At 35.0% G+C, this 19,339-nt stretch carries 18 protein-coding genes and 3 pseudogenes; 18 read left to right on the top strand and 3 right to left on the bottom strand.

Annotated elements, in window-relative coordinates; translation table 11 throughout:
* Positions 1-27 precede the first annotated feature (27 nt).
* From QUF91_RS15795 to QUF91_RS15740, 12 genes and pseudogenes are all read left to right on the top strand, one after another.
* The gene (locus tag QUF91_RS15795) at positions 28-465 is read left to right on the top strand and encodes a MaoC/PaaZ C-terminal domain-containing protein (RefSeq protein ID WP_053483971.1); all 438 of its coding nucleotides are present in this window, start codon (positions 28-30) and stop codon (positions 463-465) included.
* A gap of 626 nt (positions 466-1,091) precedes the next feature.
* Positions 1,092-1,472 carry a hypothetical protein gene (locus QUF91_RS15790; RefSeq protein WP_285400137.1) on the top strand — a complete coding sequence of 127 codons (381 nt, stop codon included), beginning with the start codon at positions 1,092-1,094 and terminating at the stop codon, positions 1,470-1,472.
* Between the two features lie 42 nt (positions 1,473-1,514).
* On the top strand, positions 1,515-2,981 hold the full coding sequence (locus QUF91_RS15785) for a sodium:solute symporter family transporter (protein ID WP_289418458.1): 1,467 nt from the start codon (positions 1,515-1,517) through the stop codon (positions 2,979-2,981).
* Positions 2,982-3,002: 21 nt separating this feature from the next.
* Positions 3,003-4,547: a class I adenylate-forming enzyme family protein gene (locus QUF91_RS15780; RefSeq protein WP_289418456.1), complete on the top strand. Its 1,545-nt coding sequence runs from the start codon at positions 3,003-3,005 to the stop codon at positions 4,545-4,547.
* 123 nt (positions 4,548-4,670) lie between these two features.
* Positions 4,671-6,230 (top strand): AMP-binding protein, encoded by a 1,560-nt coding sequence (locus QUF91_RS15775; RefSeq protein WP_289418454.1) that lies wholly within the window; start codon positions 4,671-4,673, stop codon positions 6,228-6,230.
* Positions 6,230-7,003 (top strand): enoyl-CoA hydratase/isomerase family protein, encoded by a 774-nt coding sequence (locus QUF91_RS15770; RefSeq protein WP_289420084.1) that lies wholly within the window; start codon positions 6,230-6,232, stop codon positions 7,001-7,003. Before QUF91_RS15775 ends, QUF91_RS15770 begins: the two co-directional genes overlap by 1 nt.
* Positions 7,004-7,015: 12 nt before the next feature.
* A complete protein-coding gene (locus tag QUF91_RS15765; RefSeq protein ID WP_289418452.1) occupies positions 7,016-8,560 on the top strand; it encodes a class I adenylate-forming enzyme family protein in 1,545 nt (514 codons plus the stop codon).
* A gap of 46 nt (positions 8,561-8,606) precedes the next feature.
* A pseudogene (gene ligD, locus QUF91_RS28150) lies at positions 8,607-9,175 on the top strand (non-homologous end-joining DNA ligase LigD).
* Between the two features lie 91 nt (positions 9,176-9,266).
* Positions 9,267-9,443 (top strand): transcriptional regulator, encoded by a 177-nt coding sequence (locus QUF91_RS15755; protein ID WP_285400149.1) that lies wholly within the window; start codon positions 9,267-9,269, stop codon positions 9,441-9,443.
* A complete protein-coding gene (locus QUF91_RS15750) occupies positions 9,443-10,699 on the top strand; it encodes a Y-family DNA polymerase (protein ID WP_285400150.1) in 1,257 nt (418 codons plus the stop codon). The genes QUF91_RS15755 and QUF91_RS15750 overlap by 1 nt, the downstream gene beginning before the upstream one ends.
* A 13-nt stretch (positions 10,700-10,712) precedes the next feature.
* Positions 10,713-11,045, top strand: a complete 333-nt coding sequence (locus QUF91_RS15745) for a YolD-like family protein (RefSeq protein ID WP_285400152.1) — start codon at positions 10,713-10,715, stop codon at positions 11,043-11,045.
* Entirely contained in the window at positions 11,038-11,388 is a 351-nt protein-coding gene (locus QUF91_RS15740) for a YhjD family protein (protein ID WP_289418449.1), read from the top strand. Before QUF91_RS15745 ends, QUF91_RS15740 begins: the two co-directional genes overlap by 8 nt.
* A gap of 977 nt (positions 11,389-12,365) precedes the next feature.
* Here QUF91_RS15740 and QUF91_RS15735 read toward each other — a convergent pair.
* Both QUF91_RS15735 and QUF91_RS15730 read right to left on the bottom strand, forming a co-directional pair.
* Positions 12,366-12,512: a YrzI family small protein gene (locus tag QUF91_RS15735; RefSeq protein WP_289418447.1), complete on the bottom strand. Its 147-nt coding sequence runs from the start codon at positions 12,510-12,512 to the stop codon at positions 12,366-12,368.
* Between the two features lie 497 nt (positions 12,513-13,009).
* A pseudogene (locus QUF91_RS15730) lies at positions 13,010-13,674 on the bottom strand (ISL3 family transposase).
* Between the two features lie 650 nt (positions 13,675-14,324).
* On the opposite strand from QUF91_RS15730, the gene QUF91_RS15725 reads away from it, so the two are divergent.
* The 5 genes from QUF91_RS15725 to QUF91_RS15705 all read left to right on the top strand — a co-directional run bounded on the left by QUF91_RS15725 (position 14,325) and on the right by QUF91_RS15705 (position 17,558).
* Complete coding sequence (locus QUF91_RS15725; protein WP_285395055.1) at positions 14,325-14,447, top strand: hypothetical protein; 123 nt, start codon at positions 14,325-14,327, stop codon at positions 14,445-14,447.
* A 381-nt stretch (positions 14,448-14,828) separates the two neighbouring features.
* On the top strand, positions 14,829-15,419 hold the full coding sequence (locus QUF91_RS15720; protein ID WP_289420083.1) for a VanZ family protein: 591 nt from the start codon (positions 14,829-14,831) through the stop codon (positions 15,417-15,419).
* A gap of 280 nt (positions 15,420-15,699) precedes the next feature.
* Complete coding sequence (locus QUF91_RS15715; RefSeq protein ID WP_285395056.1) at positions 15,700-16,371, top strand: CPBP family intramembrane glutamic endopeptidase; 672 nt, start codon at positions 15,700-15,702, stop codon at positions 16,369-16,371.
* A gap of 458 nt (positions 16,372-16,829) precedes the next feature.
* The gene (locus QUF91_RS15710) at positions 16,830-16,967 is read left to right on the top strand and encodes a hypothetical protein (RefSeq protein ID WP_289418445.1); all 138 of its coding nucleotides are present in this window, start codon (positions 16,830-16,832) and stop codon (positions 16,965-16,967) included.
* Between the two features lie 105 nt (positions 16,968-17,072).
* Positions 17,073-17,558, top strand: coding sequence for a DUF2975 domain-containing protein (locus tag QUF91_RS15705; RefSeq protein ID WP_285399588.1), 486 nt, complete (start codon positions 17,073-17,075; stop codon positions 17,556-17,558).
* Between the two features lie 363 nt (positions 17,559-17,921).
* On the opposite strand, the pseudogene QUF91_RS15700 reads toward QUF91_RS15705, so the two are convergent.
* Positions 17,922-18,816 (bottom strand): annotated as a pseudogene (locus QUF91_RS15700) (PhzF family phenazine biosynthesis protein).
* Between the two features lie 125 nt (positions 18,817-18,941).
* On the opposite strand from QUF91_RS15700, the gene QUF91_RS15695 reads away from it, so the two are divergent.
* Positions 18,942-19,223, top strand: a complete 282-nt coding sequence (locus tag QUF91_RS15695) for a hypothetical protein (protein ID WP_289418444.1) — start codon at positions 18,942-18,944, stop codon at positions 19,221-19,223.
* The last annotated feature ends 116 nt before the right edge of the window (positions 19,224-19,339 follow it).

The raw sequence follows: 19,339 nt of genomic DNA, 5'->3' as shown, positions 1-19,339 counted from the left end.
AATTCGGAAATAAAGGGAGCTGATAAAATGTTTAATAAAAAATTTGAACACTTTGAAGTTAATGAAACATGGTGCTCTAGAGGTCGTACTATAACGGAATCGGATATCGTAATGTTTTCTGCATTTAGCGGAGATTGGTACCCGCTTCATACTGATAAGGAATATGCGGAAAAGAACACTCCTTTTAAACAAAGGATTGCGCATGGAATGCTTATTTTGTCAGTTGCAACTGGGCTTCAAGTAATGGATCCGGATATCATAGTCGCTTTTTATGGGATAGAAAATCTTCGTTTTATTCATCCAACATTCATAGATGATACGATTCATGTAGAACTAGAAGTAACTGATTTACTAGACAAAGGAAATGGTACAGGTGTTGTAACATGTAATCAAAAAATTGTTAAACAAACAGGTGAGCCTGTGACGACTGGGGTAATAAAGGTATTGGTAAATAAAGAGAGATAGTTAGGGGGAAAATATTGGTGTTAAATGGGGAGATGTAGTCGAGGGTTTGGTAAAAGGATTGGAAGAGTTAGCAAGGTTAAGTCAACAATCCTGTTCCCCAATATGGAATTCAAATAGATGCTCGAAGTGGTCTTGAAGCAAGCTATGGAAAGTAAAAAGAGTATTTCAGATAAGAAGAATATAGCTAGATGAATTGGAAAAAGGAACGAAGGATTTTAAAAATATAAATCTTGATTATATGGATATTAACGGTAATTGTGAGGCGTGGAATATAAGGGCTGAAATATAGTTAAAAGAGCCCTTATTTATTATTGACTTTATAGGCGGATAATAAGTAACTTTCGAATAATGGAATCTTATTTGAGGAGGTTCTAAGTACCGATGACACCAGCTGGAAAAATCCAAAAATCAAAACTAAAAGAAGAATATTTACAAACGCATAGAATATCGAATCAGTAACAAACTATCATTTTGTTAAATATCTTGCATATGGAAAAATCGGTGAAGTAATTAGAAATGAGTTATGTCATTCATGTTAAAAAAGTATTTATCGGACCACAAACTTTGTTGAAAAACATTTAGATGGATAATTTTTGATTTGTAAAATTATGAGGAGGGTTCGAAATATGTCTTTTATCGATAAGCTCATCTACACACTTCTAAGCCTTGTCATTATAACTTTTATTGGGACGATAACAGGTTCATGGCGATTCATTCTTTACCCCTATTTAATCGTAATTGGCATTGCTATTTTATTTGGGATTTTGAAAAATGTAAAACAAAATCCTTGGAAAATGTGGATTCCAGTGTCAGTTGTAATTGTATATATCATTTTGTATGCATGGTTGGATATTATAACAATCGACACACCTACAGGAGGAAGTAAATATATATTTGGACTAACTCCGAGTATGGCTTTATATATACTTGGTATTTGGCCGTTAGCAAATTTAATTTGTTTATTATATGCATGGACCTTCTCAAAAGAGGAAACGTTAAACAATTAATATTACATTGGGTTGGCGAATCTGACAATAAGGGGTGGGTAAGTGAATAGTACAATTATTATTATTGCAGTTATTTATTTACTAATTTGTGTTTTGATTGGGGTTTGGGCTACTGGGAAGACCAAAACAACTAGTGATTTTTTAATTGCAGGTAAAAACCTTGGAATGTTCGTCATGGCTATTGCTGCATTTTCTTCTATTCAAAGTGGTTTTGGAATGTTAGGTGGGACAGGGTTAACATTCTCCGGAGGAATGGGGTTTCTAGCTGGGGTCGGAATTGCAGCTCCTTTAGGCTTTGCATTAACTTGGTTTTTAGTTGGAAAAAGAATGTGGAAAGTTGGGGAACTAGGAGAAATATATACACTTGGTGATGTAGTGGAAAGAAGATATAACAGTAAAGCCGTAAGGGGATGGATTGGATTAGCAGTTACTCTTGGAGTAATTGGCTATCTTGGAACACAAGTTCAGGCGATGGGCATTATTATGCATACGATATTTGGTGTAACTCCAATGGTTGGAGCTTTGATTGGACTTGCCATTTTAGGATTCTACTGCGTAGGTGGAGGCATTTTAGCAGGTGTATATACGGATCTATTTCAAGGGGTCATTATGGTTGTTGTTTCCGTCTTTATTTTCTTCATGGCACTAAATGTAGGTGGCGGTGTTCAGAGTATTACTGAGAATCTAAAAAGCTTTGATCCATTATTGGCTTCTCCATTTGGAACGTTTTCAATGGTTTCTATTGCTTGCTGGATTTTTTTATTTAGTTTAGGGGCCGCTGGTCAACCCCATTTTATAACAAAGTTTTTAATGGTAAGAGATCAGAAGCAATTAAAATGGGGAGCATTCACAGCGGGGTTTGCCTATACACTGAGTACTCTATTAGTTATAGGAATTGGGCTATCTGCTCGTTCTCTTTATGTTAAAGGCGATTTCCCGGAATTAACCTCACCAGATGAGGCATTAACAGTATTTATTACGCATTTTACTTCTCCGGTTGCAGGTGGTTTAGTAATTGCAGGATTACTGGCAGCCATCATGTCTACCGGTTCAAGTTTTGTAACTTTAGGTGCTTCGGGTTTAACAAGAGATATACCAAAAGCATTTAATATTAAAGTGAAAAATGAATTGTTATGGAACAGAATAGCGGTGGTTGGTTTACTTGTTATTTCAACTTTATTCTCTTTTTATATGGATACATTGGTAGCGTTATTAGGGGTATTTGGTTGGGGAACTTTCGCATCTGCTATTTTCCCAGCTGTAGTATTGGGGCTAATTTGGAAAAAGGCAACGAAATATGGAGCTGTCTCAAGTATAAGCGTTGGATTGGTATTAAATTTTGTACTAGAGATTTGCGCGAAATATGGGATTATCTTACTCCCACCTGGGGTAATCATTGGTGCAGTTGCATTTTCCGTTTCTATTATTGTATTTATCACCGTCTCTCTAATGACTCAAAAGTCAAATTTGGAGTTAGATAAAGAATTGCTAGATGCTATGGAAGGCTAATTGAATAGGAGGGATTTCAAAATGAATGTTGGCTATTTAGTTAACAGAGTTGAAAGTAGGATTCAAACAATATCTCCTGAAAAAATTGCATTAAAATTAGAGTCCAATGAAACTTGGACATATGGTGATCTAAATCGAATTTCGAATCAATATGCTCATTCACTACAACAAATGGGCATTGTAAAAGGTGATAGAGTAGGGATCCTTTTATATAACTGCCTCGAGTATTTTGCTCTTTATTTTGCAATCGCCAAGCTAGGTGCAATCGCAGTTAGAATAAATTTTAGATTATCTAGTGAAGAGTTTAAATATATTTTGAATGATTCTGGAACTAAGATCCTTTGTCTTCATTCAAGTCTTCAAGGCAAAATAGAACCTATTAAAAGTTCAATTAAAGTAAGAGAGTATGTATGCCTTGAAAATGAGAATATTACTTCCGCAAACTGGACAAATAGTTGGGATGTATTAGAAAAAGGTAGTCCATCCGAAGTTAAAGGAATAGACATTGATAAATCTGATCCAGTCATGTTGATGTATACATCAGGTACTACAGGTCGACCTAAAGGTGCGCTTTGGTCACATGAGAATACGTTATGGTTTGCAAATATGCAAATACTCAAATGGGGAATTAATGAACAATCTATCGCAATGTCAACGGGACCTCTTTATCATGTTGGAGCGATGGAAGATATTTCGTTATCCGTTTTAATGATGGGCGGAACAGTGATACTAACAAGGAGTGGGGGATTTGATATTGAGAGAGTATTGTCTACTGTCGAACAAGAAAAAGTGACAGATATTTTACTTTTTCCCTTTATGGTATATAACATGCTAAATGTAAGTGATCTTTCTATTTATGATTTTACAAGCTTGAAGCGGATCTTTTCAGGGGGAGACCCCGTTGTACCTTGGGCAATTGAACAATTACATTACTTATTTCCACATATTGATTTTGTGCAAGTTTATGGGCTTACAGAGGGGACCCCTGTAGCAGCTTCGTTAGATCCACAAGATGTGAAATTGAAAGGACATTCAGTAGGGAAGCCAATGCCGTTTACAGAAATTAAAATTGTGGATGATCAAGGAAATGTTTTGAGCTATGGAAATGTAGGAGAAGTTTGCATTAAGAGTCCGTCAGTATCAATGGGATACTGGAGGAAACCAGAAGAGACAGCGAGTACATTTGTGAATGGGTGGTGTCATACTGGAGACTTAGGGTATTTGGATAAAGATGGATACTTAACTATATCTGGCCGGAAAAAAGATATGATTCGTAGCGGTGGTGAAAATATTTATGCGGTAGAGGTTGAAGACGTACTAATTCGGCATACGGCTATACATGATGTAGCTGTAATTGGTATTCCAGATCCAAAATATATCGAGGTAGTATGCGCAATAATTGTTTTAAAACAAGGTGAGGTAATATCTGAAAAAGAAATTTTAGCATTTATAGATGGAAAAATCGCAGGTTACAAAAAACCAAAGCAAATTATTTTTGTAGATGAACTTCCTAGAACTCCTTCAGGGAAAATTCAAAAGTTTATATTGAGAGAACAATTTAGTTGAATTTTTATAGTTATTCCAAATGAGTATATGGAGATTTAATTTTTAGCAAAGGGAATATTTACATTTCGTAAGGATATTCAATGGCTCTATTTGTAAAGGAGAAAGAAAAAGGAGGTTGAAAAATTGCATCAAATAAATCAATTATTAGATTATCATGCTAGTCATACACCAAATAAAGAGTATTTATTTACGAGTAGCGAGACTTTGACCTATAAAGATTTGTATGAACGTGTGAACGCTTTAACGTATTCACTTTATTCTATAGGTATTACTAAAGGAGATAGGGTGGCTTTGTATCTTCGAAATAAACCGGAGTTTTTATATACTTGGTTTGCCTTAAATCGAATAGGCGCAATTATGGTCCCTATCAATACTTCATTACAAAAAAAGGAAGTTTCTTTTATCTTGAATGATAGTGAAGTTGTAGGATTAATTGGTGAGGGTGATGCTATAAAAGAAGTATTAAATCCAGCGGTATCAGAATGTCAGTCGATAATATTTACTATTACTACAGGTGCATCTCAAAATGGCTGGATTTCTATGGAGAGTTTATTAGAGAAAACGAGTTATTTGGATTGTGAAATACCTGACGAAAATGATTTGTCCTCAATTTTATATACATCAGGCACTACAGGTAATCCGAAAGGGGTTATGTGCCCACATAGATACTACTTTCATTTGGCAAAATCCGCAGTTGAGGCAGTGAAGTTTAAAGAAACTGATCGCCTGTTAACCTACTTACCTCTCTTTCACATGAACGCTCAAATACTTACTGTAACTGCATCCCTCGTTTCAGGTTCGAGTATTGTTCTTTTAGATAAATTTCAACCGAACTTATTTTGGCAAGAGATAGATAAATTTAAAGCAACCGTTTTCTTTTATTTAGGATCTATTTTACCATTATTATCAAAATTGACAGTCTCTGAAGAGGAAAAGCATAACACACTACGTTTAGCGGTAGGAGCACAGGCGAACCCTAAAAAGATAGAAGAATATGAAACTAGATGGGGTTTGGAAATGATTGAGTTGTTCGGCATGACAGAAGGCGCTGGAACAATTAACCGAGTTGGAAATCGCAAAATTGGATCCTGTGGAAAAACGTTTGAAAACCACAAGGTCATGATTGTGGATGAATTAGGTACCCCTCAATTGCCACTTAAGTCAGGAGAAATCATTTTCACGGGTCCATCACTGACACTTGGGTACTGGAATAATACAGAAGAAACTCAAAAGGCTTATCGAAATGGTTGGATGTATTCAGGTGATATAGGATATATGGATTCGGATGGATATTTGTATTTTCTAGACAGAAAAAAAGATATCATCCGACGTAATGGGGAAAACATATCTTCGGCTGAAATAGAACAGGTATTATTATCGCATCCTGATATTTGGGAAGTAGCCGCAATTCCTATTCCTGATGACGATCGTGGTGAAGAAATTAAAGTTTTTATCGTCACTAATCCGGGAGTACAAATAAAACCGGAAAAAATCATCCAGTGGTGTGAGACTACGATGGCTAAATATAAAATCCCGCGGTACATCGAATTTCGAGATAGTTTACCTAAAACCGAAACACAAAAGATTCAAAAGTCGATTTTGAAAAAAGAAAATAGTGACGTAAGTATAAATACTTGGGATCGCCGAAAAAAATCACTGAATGAAGTGGGGGAAGAGTATTGATGAAACCTGTCTTATTTGAGAAAAAAGGTGTTAAAGCATATATTACGTTTAACCGACCTGAAGCGATGAATTCAATGACACCAGAGGGTTTTCAATTACTTGCAGAATACTTCAAAGAGGCTCAAGCAGACGATAATATAAGAGTCATAATTTTAACAGGTGCAGGGGACAAGGCTTTTTGCTCTGGGGCGGATTTAAAAAAGACTATTCCGCTTATATCTGATGGGCAACTAGATTTCGGGTTGTTAAACGATGCTGTTCTAAAAAACGTGCCAATCTGGAAACCAATCATTGCAGCCGTAAACGGTTATTGTTTAGCTGGGGGGACTGAAATTTTACAGGCTACAGATATTCGTATTGCAAGTGAAGATGCAATATTTGGGTTACCAGAGCCAAAATGGTCGATTATGGCTGCAGCGGGATCCCTTGTTCGTTTAGCTAGACAAATACCATATTGCCAAGCTATGGAAATATTGTTGACTGGGGAACAACTTACAGCAGAGAAAGCTGAAAAAATTGGTCTTATCAATAAAGTAGTCCCTAAAGAAGAGTTAATGAATGAAGTAGAAAGATATGCTGATATTATTTGTCAGAATGGTCCACTAGCAATTCAAAACACAAAAAAAGCAGTAATTGGATTACTAAATTTACCCATAGAAGAGGCCTTCCATAAAGAAATTTCGTATGCTAAAGAGGTTTTTGAAAGTTCGGATGCAAAAGAAGGTGTTGCGGCATTTGCAGAAAAAAGGGAGCCGCAATTTAGAGGATCATAAGGAGGCGATAGGGTGAAAGAACAAATTTCGATTATCAATCGAGTAGCAATTGGTGATGTAATACGACGAACAGCGAGTAAGTTTGGAAACAAAGAGGCGGTTATTGACGGTGACAAACGCTACACTTATAAAGATGTGTATACGCACACAAATCAAGTCGCAAATTATTTATCAGAAAATCTTGGCTTGGAAAAAGGAGATAAAGTTGCAACGCTGTGCTTAAATTCATATGAGCATATAATTGCAATGTATGGCATTCAAAAAGCCGGCTTGGTATGGGTTCCCATAAACCCAAGCTTAACAACATCTGAAGTCGATTATATTTTACAAGAAGCCAATGTACGTCTTGTAATTGGTGATGCTATGTTACTAAAGATGCATGTATCCATTATGAGTCCTTATGAACAACTTGTGACACCAGACTCAGATGGGGCATCTTGTTTTACAAAGGCCTATAGCTCTGCCTCTGTGGATGAGCCTGATGTTCATATTGAAGATCGTGACATTGCTCAAATTATGTTTACAAGTGGTACAACAGGTAATCCCAAAGGTGTTTGTATTTCTCATATAGCTGTGCATATGTCTAGTATGGCAAATGCATTAGAAATGAAGGTAGAAGCTAATGATGGAATAATAGCGGTTATGCCTTATTTTCACTGTGCACAACATGCATTTTTACAAACGTTTTTACTAGTAGGTGGTAAAATTGTCGTTTCGCAAAAGTTTGACCCAATCGTCTTTTTTGAAACGATTCAATCTGAGAAGATTACGTTTATTTTTGCATTACCAATTATGTACCGTGCGCTTATTTTCGATCCAAATCGTTCAAAATATGATTTATCTTCCTTAAATAAATGCTTATATGCGATGGCTCCGATGGATCAAACGACTTTGCGTATGGGAATTGAACAATTGAATGCTGAATTTTTCCTAGGTACTGGACAAACAGAAATGTACCCCGCAACGGTTGTGTTTAAGCCACAATATCAGCTCACAAAGGTAGGGAATTACTGGGGTGAGCCAAGTCTCATTAATGATGCTGCGATTATGGATGAAGAGGGCCGTATACTAGGAAAGCATATGGTAGGTGAAATTGTTCATCGGGGTCCAAATGTCATGAGCTGTTATTTGAATAATCCACAGGCCACAGCGGAAGTACAAAAATTCGGCTGGCATCATACAGGAGATTTAGGTTATATGGATGATGATGGACTTATTGTTTTCGTTGATCGTAAGAAGGATATGATTAAAACAGGTGGAGAAAACGTAGCTTCTATTCAAATCGAGCAAGTGCTGTTGAATTGTGAGCATGTAGAAAATGCGGTTGTTGTTGGTCTTCCGCATCCTGTATGGATTGAAGCAGTCACATCCTTTGTGAAGGTGAAAGATGGCGTAACGAAGGAAATGATTCACGCTTACTGTAAGGCGAATTTAGCTGGTTTTAAAGTTCCAAAGGAAATTATTTTAGTAGATGAGTTCCCGATGACCTCTACAGGGAAAATTCAAAAGCAAAAGCTACGTGCAATGTATGACAAAATTTATTTGACAGTGAAATAATAGAGTATGTTACAACCAAATATGTAGAAGACACTAATTTTATTTTGTGCATAATATCGAAATTTTGTTTTGGTTAAGTAATCAGCTTGCACTAGAATTCCATACTCCATTTCAATCGATTCATACGGAGAAACCAACTGAGATTGTTTTTGATTTAGATCCACCTTCCGTTGCTGAATTTCATTTAGCTGTTAGTGCTGCTCTAAAATTGAAAGCTTCTTTGATCAAATTAAGTTGAAATCTTTTGTAAAGACTTTAGGTGGGAAGGGAATGCAAATTTACATCCCGTTACCGACGGTTACATTTTCATATGAAGAAACAGGAGTCTTCACAACAGAACGATTGAAAAAGAATAGGAACAATAAATTATATCTAGATTATGTACAAAACCGTGAAGGGAAAACAATCATAGCTCCGTATTCGCCCCAGGGTAATGATAAAGGACTAATTGCCACACCGTTGTATTGGGAAGAAATGAATAACTCCTTAAGCCCAGATAAATTTACAATACCATTTGTATTAGAAAGAATTAGAACTGTAGTGTCATTAAAAACTTCCGATATATTGGGGAATTACAGGGCTTTAAATCAGTTCTCGATCAATCAAAAAGACTGATCTAAAAATTACCACTTCTAAAAAAGAACGTTTGTGCGTATAATATATACGAACTAACGTTCTTTTTCTTTGCGGAGGGAGAGTGGAAACAATGAAAGATAAGTTAATAAAAGCGATGCAACACAATCAGTTAGTAAATATGGTGTACATTTCAAAGTCTGAAGTCATCACGAAAAGGTGTATCCAGAAACAGGCAAAGCGTACTTTTATTCTCGATAATGTTCTTGTTATTGTTTCAGTTGTTTATAAAGAGCGAGGGATCATTTAATGTATGAAAACCTCCCTGAACGTTCCATTATATGTATTGATATGAAAAGTTTTTACGCTAGTTGCATGGCAATGCTTGAAGGTTTAGACGTCATGACAACCCCAATCGCAATCGTAGCTAATTTCACTCAACCTGGTAGCGTTGTCTTAGCTGCATCGCCACCTATGAAGGAGCGATTCAAGATAAAAACAGGAAATCGCCGTTTTGAAATACCCAAGCATCCAGACATAAAACTTTTTGAACCGAAGATGAGTTTCTTCATTGAAATGTCGATGGCTATCACTCGTCTTATTTCAAAGTATGTGCCGCCAGAGTGCATACATATTTATAGTGTCGATGAAAGTTTTGTTGATCTATCCGGTACTGAAAAGCTTTGGGGTTCACCTGAAGAAGCGGCTAAGGAAATACAAAGGGCTATTCTTGACCAATTTAATATACCTAGTGCAGTAGGCATGGGACCAAATATGTTAATAGCCAAATTAGCTTTAGACCTTGAAGCAAAGAAAACAGGCTTTGCTAAATGGACGTATGAAGATATTCCAAAAAAATTATGGCCAGTTCGCCCCCTTTCTGAAATGTGGGGCATAGGAAAACGAATGGAAGCAAATCTAAATGCTATGGGGATACAAACAGTCGGTGGTTTGGCTAATACAGATCTAAAAGAATTAGAAAAGCGCTTTGGTGTAATGGGCAATCAACTTTATTACCATGCATGGGGAATCGATTTATCCACATTAGGGGAGCCGTTAATAACAAATGGAGCTTTAAGTTTTGGGAAGGGCCAAATGCTGATGAGGGATTACCACACACGAAAAGAAATCTCTGTAGTGCTCCTTGAAATGTGTGAGGACGTAATGAAGCGAACGCGGGATGCAGGTTATGTTGGCCGTACAATTAGTATTGGTCTTTCTTATAGTCGAAACGCTATGACCAAAGGATTCCATCGTTCTAAAACGATTGCAGTACCAACAAGCGAAACACTGGTAATGTATAAAACTTGTATTGAATTACTGGATAAACATTTTGCAGGTGAACCAGCTCGGCAGTTATCTGTCCGAATATCCAACCTGGAAAGAGAGCATAGTATCCAATTAGATTTATTCGATGATCGTAAGCCACAGCGTCAAATAATCGGTCCTACAATGGATGCAATACGTAACAGGTTTGGAGCTACCTCAATATTAAGAGCAGTTTCTTTCACAGAAGCTGGTACAGCTATTAATCGAGATCACTTAGTTGGTGGTCATTTGGCATAGGAGTGATTTATTAATGATACAAGACAGGGGTAATATTAAATGGGCATCGATGATGTTGCCGGAGCATTTAGAGCTTCTTAGAGAGTTCAAACAAGAGCATACAGAACAGCGAAGAGAGTTGACTGAGTGGGAACTGGAAGAACTACAAAAAACAATTGATCAAGCTTTTAATCAGCAATTGGACATAAAATTAGAAGTGTGGAAGGACTACAAAATCACACAATGGACTGGAATAATTAAATCGATGAATACTAATGAACTCATACTTGAAACACTACTTAAAACGAAAAGTATTCCAATCCAAAGTATTCAATCAGCCCAACTGGATGCTGATTATTATGATTAAAGCCGACGAAAGACAGTTACTTCATAAGTATCTTTTGTTAGAGCTAGCAGTTAAATCATTGCAGGTTGACTATTGTAAATTAGAGCAGTTTAAAATGAAAATGGTATTTCTTCCAATGATGGATTCATTGCTAAAGGATCTAAGACAAGAATATTTTAATCTCAAACGAGAACTTGCACAAAAACGTATACGAGTAGTAGGGTGGCAACCAGTAGATGAATACTTTAGTGACGTGCAAGTTGCCACTGCAGGTAATGATGTAGTACTCCGTTATGCAAATCAAGCTCTTAAATCACAGGTGGAAAAGTTGTTGGCTAATCATATACGTGTAGCTTTAGAATAAAGATTGATTAAAAAATTTTTTCCTTCAACCTTTATTTATCAGCAAACGCAAAAACACTCCATTTCGAAAAAAGATTAATCAAAATGGAGTTAATCTTTCTAACTAAGTATGAGATTTTTATTTGATCAATTAAATGAGCCTTATTGTTTCATTTACGACTGAAATGTAACAATGAAATAATTTAATAATAGAAGAAAAGTACTCGTCTGCTTAAGACATAGAAAGAATAAATTGGATTTGTTGGAATCCAATTTAATGATTATCCATGAATCAATTCACCGACTAATCCACTTAAAAGACCTCGAGAAAATACAAATGCTACTCAAAGCATTGAAATTAGATGAAAAGCAACTATTGAAAGTAAATGAATTGCGTAAGCAATGTCTGAACGCCACAATCTGACTTTAAGTAGCAACTTAGCCTACACATAAAATCTGAATGAATTGGATTAATGGGAACGCCGTATGCTGGGAAACTCGCACGTACGGTGTGAAGTGGGGGAAAAGCCGGAGATAACGTCAAAGGCTTACCTATCATTATAATAAGATTCACTTTTTTATTGAACTTATTGTACTTCCGTGAAAGAAACGTAATAATCTTTCATTCTCTGTGATATAACGCTATCTTTGCGCTACATGGATGGCTAACGGGGCAGAATAATGGAATTAAGCTAAAAATCGCCAAATTCAATTTTAGTATCGAGGAATTACGCTTTATAGAATTAGAATTTCCCTAACATTGTAATTCCGCATTTTCTTAAAATATCGCTTAAAAAAGTGCAAAATACCTCCTGAAGCAACCCGTCCTAGGTTAGAACGGGTTAGCTTTACTGAGATTATAAAATTAAATAGCTATATTGTCACTTTATATTACTTCATCTGGTGGTTGTGTCTTTCTCCACCCATAAAACTGCATGACGTCTTTTGATCATATAAATCATTTCAATTCCCACCTTTCATGTTTTTTAATTAACAAAATTAATATGGACGAATACGAATATAACTTTCTACTTTTCTTCGGTTCTCTTCAAAGATTTTTTTTACATTTTCATTATGAAGTGCTTTCTCAAGAGAGATCTCACGTTTTGTAATAGTTATCGTGAGAGCAAAAATGTTTACTATCATTTATTATCACCTCCTTAAATTACCATGAAAAATGAAAAAAACCGTAGAGAGACTCCCCTACGGTGAAAAAAGGCACAAAAAATACCGCAGGGGCACACTTCTCCCTGCGGTATGGGTATGCTTAATTACAAAAAAACTTAAGCGATCCATTCCGATCTGGTCGAATGTGTGATTTTCATTTTTACTGAAGTTGTAACTACCAATGACATCAATTTAACGATAACGATCATTTCATTCGACCTCCTTAAGAATTTTTTGTTTACTTTGTAAGTATATCTATCTTTAAGTTGTTTGTAAACATATTTTACTAAGTTTTCCTGATTGTGTTAATGACTAGAAAAACTCTTTGCTGCTTTACATTGTTAGTTACCTGATTTTTTCGGAGGAGCAAATAGAAGATATAGAAGACTTAAAGCCAAAAAATATAATTATTATTAAGGCAGGGATTTCAGAAATGGTTTAGAATTATTAAATTTAAAGACAATTTAAAGGAAAACCTAAACAAAAACTTGATCTTTATGGAATTTTAATGTACTTGAGAATTTTTGTACTAATGAAGAACTCCCCTCAATTAAAAAACTAAGGGATTTCTTTATTTCACAAGTAAATGGCTCATCACCAAAATCCGGGGATGACAAAATCAATGACCTGTTTTCCAAACGTAAACGGAGGAAAAGATGGGCATCATTTCGGTAGCCAAAACCACGTCTTTTGATGAGCTTAATTTTATTATTTGTGCCTTCCATAATGCCGTTTGAGAAAGGTGAGTTTATGGTATCTATCATGGCTTTCTCACGAACAATCACGGTTTTAGCTATCTTTGAAACTACAGCACTTGTGTGAGTTTGAGCCAGTCTTTTAAGCGCTTTGTTGCTTGTGTATCCGTTGTAGCTTTTAACACATAACGCATGTGATTCAATGCTTGATAGATATGCTTTGTATGAAAATCTTCCCGTAGCCATTCACGCACAAAACCACGTTCTTCCTCTGTTAACTCGTCCGGCTTTCGCGGTAAACAGCGGTCGATAAATCGGGATTTGTGCTGTTTTTTTGCTTCACCTAAGTAGCGTCGTCTGCGCTGCTGGGCATCGGTGAAAAATTGAATCAAATGAAAGCGATCCAATACATTTGGACAAGTTATTGATTGTGGCGCAATGTCCACGTGAAAAATGTTTGGCTCCTCCTCAGATGGCAGAGCGATTTTAAAAAAGGATGGCAACGGTAGAATTAATTTGATAAACTTAGAGCACAAAGTGAAAACTCCTCTCGTGGTTTGTCTCAGCAACAATTACGATACGTGAGTTTTCACTTTTTTTCTATACTTCAATGGGAATTTATTGAATTTTTATATAGTCAACCCCAAGTTATGGTGATGAGTCGAGTAAATGGTAAAATTATTTAAATATGGAACTTATGATCGTTTCGGGCGTATTAAAAGTAATAGGTTTAAAGGAGATGATTTGCTTGATAATCTTCGCAGAAGTTTACGTGTAATTTCTATATGTGTGCTAATTATTAGTTCCTCTTTTTATTTTCGACATCTGGCAAAAACGAAAAAACAAAGAAAACTTTCAACTATTGAATTAACAATGTACACAATAATTTATATTGCGTATGCATTTTTGACAATCAGTATATGGATTTTTATACTCGTTGAGTGAGTGTTACAAAGTGAAACAAGGATTTATAAAGTATACAAAACAAATCTAAAAATCTTTCCCAAACGACGCTTTGGGTGCTTTTTGAAATGTAAATTGTTTCATTGAGCAACCTATTGTACAATGTTGCTAACAAATATTAGGAGGTTTCCGAGTGAGTTTATTCGTTGCTTCTACCTTTGCTATGGTTGCTTTAGTCATTGCTATGCTTAATGACATGAAGATTAAGAAATTAGAAAAACGTATCGAAGAACTTGAAAAAAACAAATCGAATTAAACACTAGGAGGGTTAACCTTGTTTGGTTCAGTTCTATTTATCTATTTGCTTATTGCTATTTCATTACTGAGTATTTGGGGTTTATTTTGGATAATAAAGAACAAAAGAATCATTTAATTAAATGGTGTTCTCTAACGGAGTGCGTAGTGCAACAAGGATTTATAACGTATACATAAATAAATCTAATAACGTTCCCAAATGGAAGCTTGTTAACATTTCAAACAGCGACAAGCACTGTTAAATCAGTGTTTGTCGCTGTTTTTATTAGAAAATAACGCTCTGGGAAGCTTGTTTGTACTTCAATTAACGTGGAAAACTCGTTTGTTTTATAATGTAAAATTAAGTAGAATAAGGATTATAAAATGTTATAAAAAGTGGGAGATGTTAATTGTGCATTCAACATACGTTCTTTACAATATTGTTCCTTTAGGATTTCTAATTTTGCTAGTATATATTTTTATTGATGTATTTCTTGACTATTTTAGAAAAGTGAAAAAAAGTAACAAAAAACGAGTTATTCTATATAGCTTTATCTTTTACTTAATAAGCTTAATTCAAATTAAATTTGGTGGATTCACGCTTCCTCAAAATCCAGCAGACAATAGTAGCAGCTTTATTTCAACAAATGACTGGTTTGGAATATTTGATACGATGCACTTTAATATTTCTATTTGGAGTTATTCAGCTTTATTTTATAATGTTATTTTATTTGTACCGTTTGGGATTTCTTTATTACTCCTTTTCAATTTAAAAAGTAACAAAAAAGCAATTTCTATTGTTATTTTAAGTTGTTCGGGAATCTACTTTGCTGGTCTTTTATTTGGGGAGACTGGTGTAGTTATGAGAAACAATGGTAATACGGATATTATCTATTTGTTATTTAATATTCTTGGTGGGATATTAGGTATATTTTTAGTGAAATACGCAGTAAGTTTTATTCGCTCATATAAATTAAATTTACAAGTGAAGTAAAATGATAAATAATAACCAAACTAAATTTGTTGAATAAAATATACACACATATATCTAAAAACGTTCTCAAATCAAAGCTTGTTAACATTTCAAACAGCGACAAGCACTGTTAAATCAGTGTTTGTCGCTGTTTTTATTAGAAAATAACGCTCTGAGACGCTGTGAGAAATTATTTTAAAGAGGACTGTTCGATTTACTTGTTCTGAATGGCACAGGATAGTTGAACAAAATAATATGGTATAATCTAAAAAGGTAAATAATTACATTCGAGGAGGTAGAAATGGAATCGCAATTAAGTGTTGAAAGTAAAGTGAAAAATAATGATGTGAAATCGATGATAGGGTTTCTACTCATATTTTACTTAGTATGGGCAATTAAAGAATTATGGTTAATTGACTACATTTATTCGTTCGGTGAAATAATTTCTCCATTATTAGAAGCGTTGGTTAAGGGGTTCGTATGGATTGTTCCAACTTGGTTATACATAAAATATTATTTACATACTAACCCATTTGACTACTTAAAAGTGAACGTTAATGTTAAAAGAGGTTTATTTTGGGGAGTAGTTCTTTCACTGTTAGTTGGCTTATATTTTGCTTTTGAAACATATATCATTAATCAGCAATCATTTCAATTTTCATTATCCTTTGATGATTACCTTAATGGCATTCTAGTGGCAGGGATTGCAGAAGAAATTGTTTTTAGGGGATTAATTTTACGGGAGATTAATAAAAAATTAGCTTTTTGGAAAGCGAATATTATAACGGCTTTATTATTTTTAGTGATACACTATCCAATTTGGATTCAAAATGAAATAATTTTCCATTTCGGGACACATATTTATGTTTTTGTTTTAGGTCTACTCTTTGGGTTTGTGTACAAGAAAACCGGTTCATTATGGTCAGTTATAATATTGCACGCACTTCATAATTTTTTTGTTACATTAATTTAGTGAAAAAATATGTTATTAATTAACGTGTGCTTTAGTGCAACACGGATTTATAACGTATACATAAATAAACAAAATAACGTTCCCAAATGAAAGTTTGGAAATCCACCAAGAAGCCACGCATGTTGTTAAATCAACGTTTCGTGGCTTTTCTTATTAATATTGTTTATGCGTTTTTTTATGCACTTTTGTTAAAAGTCAGTCATAGCAAAGGTTTTGAAGCATTTGAAGTAATGTTGCACCATCGTCTTTAATGAATAAAATCGTGTATAAAAATTGAAGTCTTATCGTTGTAAATCCGAATAAATCTGACGAGACCCATTATTGTACTAACGGAGTGCTTTAATTGAAGATTATTTAAATTTCCTTTTTACTATATCGACTATGCAATGGCTCAAATTTGTGCATTGCAGATTTGGTCAATCGCACAAATAGATATGTATACTGCTTGGAATGTATATATGGACATATGTAAACAGGGGGGACGTTTATCTTTCCTAGACTTACTTGATCATTCAGGAATCGCCTCACCATTTAAAGAAGAAGCATTTGAAAATATGATAAATTCTATTGATACATGGTTTAGTAAAAATGATTAATTACGGATTTTTAATAATAATATAATAAAAAACAATACAAATTTATTGAAAAGCGATAAATAATGTAATAAAATCATGTTGTCATTGATAAGTGAGGTGCTTTAAATGAATGTTAAACAAGGTTCAACCACTTTCTTAAAGGTAATTATTTTTCTGATTGGAATTGCGATGCTTGCTTTATGTATCTATTGGTTGCCTGAGATAACCATTAAAGATGCAAAGGTACATCCAGATACGGCTTATTTCCTAATCCCCTTTTTAGTATGTGCATATGGATTCTGTATTACGTTTTCTGTTGCGTTGTATCAAGCATTTAAACTACTAACCTATATCGAAAAAAACAATGCTTTCTCTGAATTATCCCTTAAATCTTTGAAGGTTATAAAAAAATGTGCTTTTACAGTCATTTTCCTCATTCTGTTAGGAATAGTAAGCTTGAAGGTGCTTGCTAAAATAACAGGAGACGACCCAGCAGGTCCTATATCACTAGGTCTAATGGGTATTTTAGCAACAAGTATCATCGGAGCCATTGTGGATGCACTTCAAAAGCCATTAAAAAATGTCCCAGATATTAAGTCAAAAAATGATTAACGGTTTGAGAAAATTTAATTAACGAGGTACTTTTTATGAAACAAGCTACGACACTATTTGTAGGGATAATATGATTCGATTATCTAAAGGTTTGTAAATTTCAAGAGATGATGTAATCATCAAAACAGCAGGCGAAGATGAAGTGCTACGTTATGCCAAACAAGCTCTAAAAGCACAGGTAGAGGAGCTCATTCATAGCCGTTTAAAACTTCTTTCAGCAGGTGTCCAAACACCCACTGAAAGAAGTTAAAACCTCCAGAGGATGTCAAATGCGTGTAGAGATAGTAAAAATACGGAAACCGTAAAAGAACCAATCAGCTTGAATAAGAAATATAAAAATACCTCAAATTCAAGCTGATTTGTTTAGATAGTTAAGATACCTCGAATTGTGATGGTAGCAGCTCCTGCAACTTTGATGACTGGTTCTAATTCATTTGGAATAACAGTCACATAAAGCGTTCCAGGTTTTCCTATCGCATTTCCTTGAGCGATTGTAAGATATGTTATTTCACCTTGAGGAATAACGCCTTCTAAATAGAGGAAGCCTGCTAATGCACCATTTGCTGCACCAGTTACAGGATCCTCTGGTATGCCAATCCCTGGTGCAAAATCTCTTGTATATAATTTATATTCTTGCAAGTTAGTAAAAGTATAAAGATGTGTCGTGCTGATATTATGCTCTTTATTATGCTTCCCTAACGCCGTTAAGTCAGGTGCTGCATTGTCGATATCGATTTGCTCTTTTATTGGAACGAGTAAATGCCAGACACCAGTATTCGCTAGTTTGATTGGATAGGTTACATCAATGCTTTCGGAATGGACGCCGATCAGTCGACTAAGCTCTCACATCAATATTGATATCTTCTGTTTTTGGCGTTGCTTGCGTCATTTCCACATCAATAACTTTTCCATTTTCCTTATGCCATACAACTGGTACTCTACCGATATTCGTTTCTAGTACTATACCTTCCTTTTTCTCAGCAAGACTAAACTCAGTAGCCAAAAGCCACGTTAATCCAACAGTTGCATGTCCGCAAAAGTTGATTTCTTCAGTTGGAGTGAAATATTTTACTTTATAATCTATATCTTCATTATTGGAAGGGAGTAAAAATGCGGTTTCCGGCAAATTTAATTCTTTTGCGATACTTTGCATCTCAACTTCGGATAAATTATCAGCATCTGGCACGACGCCAGCAGTATTACCGCAAAATTTTTCTGTTGTAAATGCATCTACATGATAAACTCTAATATCTCTCATCTTATTAATTCCTTTCTCACTTTTATTGTTCCCTCTGTACAGTGTTTTTGCTATAAATTTCTGAATTTTCGAATTAATTATCATAGTAAGAATACTATATAATGCAATTTTATTAAAGGGGGAGATTGGAAAAAGAAAGAAGCTTCATGTGTTCAATAAGCGCCTGTCAGCACCAGGCATATTATTGTCAAAATCTCGCGCTTGAACTGGATGATTTCGCCATTCGCGAGGGGCATACCGGTACAATACTGGTTTGCATGACTTACGATGGCACAATTTTAAATATTATTCTAAGACGCACCATCCTTGAATTAGAGGCATATTTCAGTGAACAGGTGACACTTTGCGCATTAAAACCGATTGCCCATCGTAATGGATTTGACAAAGGCTTATCATATATTCGCTAAAAAAACCGATTCCCCTCCAATCACTCCTCTTACTGCTCTTCTAATTTTCTATAAGCAACTACACCACCGACTATACCTACAACTGCTGCCTTGATAGGATTAATTGAAAAAATTAA

The organism is Lysinibacillus sp. G4S2, from assembly GCF_030348505.1.
Classification (GTDB): Bacteria; Bacillota; Bacilli; order Bacillales_A; family Planococcaceae; genus Lysinibacillus.
Note: the sequence above shows the minus strand (reverse complement) of the source record. Positions and strands in the feature narration are given on the sequence as shown.